Below are 2,515 nucleotides of genomic sequence, written 5' to 3' on the forward strand. Positions count from 1 at the left end.
CTTCAATCCCAGCGGCCGGGCCAAACCCGATTGCCCTCAGAGCGACGCGCTGGCTCCAAAGACAGGGCCCTTTGGTGCGTAGCCGCGTGGGCACAGTCGCAGCTGAGGCCCGCTCCCATTCCCCCCGAGGGGCGGGCCTCAAGTCTTCATCCCCTCAGCCTACCGAACAAAGAAAAGGCCACCCCTGCGAGGGAGCGGCCCGAAGTCTAGGGAGGAAACGCCCTTGGAAGGGCAGCCGGACCGCGACGCCATCGCCGTCCCGCATTGCAAACCTAGACCGCCGCACCGCAACAGACAACCACCTGAGGGTTGCAGGCTGCTACTTTGGAAAGCGGCCGAGCCGTCGAGGTATGCTTCCACACTATAGCGCAACATGTTGGCCGTGGGCCGGCGCTCGCGGTCTCCAGCCCCGCCGCATCGCGCCGACCCTCACGCGACCGCCCGGCCAAGGCGTCACGGGCGAGCCCCGGTGAACTGGACCGGATGCGCCTGTCGTCGCGTGCTTGCCCGCGCCGGGCCGTGTGGCGTCGCGAACACCTCGGGCACGTATGCGGGAAAGATGGACCGTGTAGCAGCCGGGCGTAGCGATGTCGCTATGAGCCTTGTATGCGGGCTAGGGCAGTCCCTGCACTCTCGGCCAATGCCTCTAGCCGATAGACCGTGCCCGGATCGATGGTGACAAAGCTACACCAATACGCCCCGAGAGCCGCCACGGGTTCGGGGGAGCCAATCGGCACCATCACAAGGCTGCGCATCGAGGTATGATGGTAGGCTGCAGCGGGCAGACGCGGATCGGCCTCAATATCCGGTACAATCGCGGTCTGGTTGTTGAGCATCGCCCAACCTGAGATACATGTATCCAGTGGAAAGCGTTTCCCGCGCCATAAGTAGCCAATCGCGTCCTCGGCGACGTAGTGGCAGCAGTCGCCTTCCCGCAGCACGACAGCGATGCTATCGGAGCCCGCGATCTGCCGCGCTGTATCACGCAGAATCGTCACGATTTCGTCCAGCGAATGCGAAGCTTCAAGCCTGCGACTAACCTGGACGAGCGGTTGATCAGACTCGAGACGATCCTCTGACATCCGCTCAAGCTACAGGATCAGTCCTCAGCGGTCCACGCGCCGCATCACTGACACGCCGTAGCGGCAGCGATAACCTTAAGCCACATCATCCGCAACTTCGGCTATCCGCAGCGACCAGGCGACATGCCCGTCCGCGTTGATGAGGTAGATCGCGTTCGCCTTGAGGCCGGCCATATCCAACTCAGTGGCTTTGGCTTGAGCGACGGCGTCAGCGACATCCTTGGCCGTGATCGTCTCCTCGTACACCGGCGTGCTCAGCAAACCATCGGGTGCCCGGTAGGCTGCGCAGAGGCGATAGTTTCGCATCGTTCGTCAAATCGTCCAGCGACATGTGCTCAAGACATAGCGCCGCCCCGCTTCGCCGGACCCGCGGCAGAATCGCGCCTGCTCACGACGTCAGCCCGAACCGCTGCCCCTCGGCAGCCCTTCTTCGGTTCCGCATCCACAACTTGCCTCTGTGGATCTCCCTTATCCGTGGGGTGAATCGGTTTGCACCCTATGCTGCCGAGCAGAGCCGGGGCCGCGGACCACCCTCCCCTGCGGAGCCATTGCAGCCACTCCCGGCTTATGATCCGCACCACGTTCGGATCCGACTTCCGGCCCTGGTGGCGCCGCTCCTGAATGGTCAGCAGCCCGTCGCCCTCGGCCAGCCGGATCGCGGCCTGAGCTAGCCGACGGCAGACGCCCGCCCGCGCCGCGATGGCGTCGATGCACAGCCCGCAGGCCCCGTTCCGAGCCATCTCGTCGCCCACGATGCGCAAGACCGCGAGCTGCCCGGTGGTGAACCTGCTCGCCAGGGCGGGAGGCATCGGGCCGGAGCAAGCCAATCGGCGGCGGCGCTCGATCGCCACGGATCGCTCAGGAGCCCGCTGGAGGCGCTTGGACGGGAACAGCGTCGCACGGCCGAGCGGAATACCGACGGGCGTCACGGCCTCTCTAATCGCATTCCTGCGGGTGTGCAGCGCCTCGGCTAGGCCCTGCGCTTCGTCATCGGTCACGGCCTCGGCGGCGTGGGCCTGCCAGATGGTGCGCGACAGGTCGTCGAGCTGCGCGAGCGTGCGCGCGCCCTCGATCGCCGACCGCATGGTGGCGTGAAACATCGATCCCGGTCCCTCACGGGCCGCGGCTAGGGTCCAGGCAAAGCCTCACCGTTGACGGCAACGGGTTCCGCCTTGACTCCCGGGGGGAGATCTGGCTCGTCAGAGGAAGTGACTCGGCCCTCACAGGCCCCCGGAATTGCAGCAGGCTCCCCTTTGGCGCCGGGCTCCTGTTGGCTTTTCAGGGTCTATGGCGCGGGGATGGTCTCCTGAATGGTGGCCGCGACTCGCTAGTGCGGGCGCGACCGTGACCGCCCATGTCGGCCGGAGCGCACGGTTAAGTCAACGCTGAGGCGGCAATGACCCAGCTTGAGAGCATTGAGCGCGATATCGTCA

Annotated in this window: 3 protein-coding genes; all 3 read right to left on the reverse strand. The window is 65.6% G+C overall.

Annotated features, from left to right (window positions below; all coding sequences use genetic code 11):
* Nucleotides 1-593: 593 nt before the first annotated feature.
* The 3 genes from MKK75_RS23005 to MKK75_RS23015 all read right to left on the reverse strand — a co-directional run bounded on the left by MKK75_RS23005 (nucleotide 594) and on the right by MKK75_RS23015 (nucleotide 2,182).
* Complete coding sequence (locus MKK75_RS23005) at nucleotides 594-1,082, reverse strand: GAF domain-containing protein (RefSeq protein WP_244044836.1); 489 nt, start codon at nucleotides 1,080-1,082, stop codon at nucleotides 594-596.
* A 75-nt stretch (nucleotides 1,083-1,157) separates the two neighbouring features.
* Entirely contained in the window at nucleotides 1,158-1,388 is a 231-nt protein-coding gene (locus MKK75_RS23010) for a hypothetical protein (protein WP_244044837.1), read from the reverse strand.
* Nucleotides 1,389-1,417: 29 nt separating this feature from the next.
* Nucleotides 1,418-2,182 (reverse strand): hypothetical protein, encoded by a 765-nt coding sequence (locus MKK75_RS23015; RefSeq protein WP_244044838.1) that lies wholly within the window; start codon nucleotides 2,180-2,182, stop codon nucleotides 1,418-1,420.
* Nucleotides 2,183-2,515 lie beyond the last annotated feature (333 nt).

Origin of the sequence: Methylobacterium sp. J-030, assembly GCF_022829545.1 — a bacterium.
In the GTDB taxonomy this organism is placed as follows: Bacteria; Pseudomonadota; Alphaproteobacteria; order Rhizobiales; family Beijerinckiaceae; genus Methylobacterium.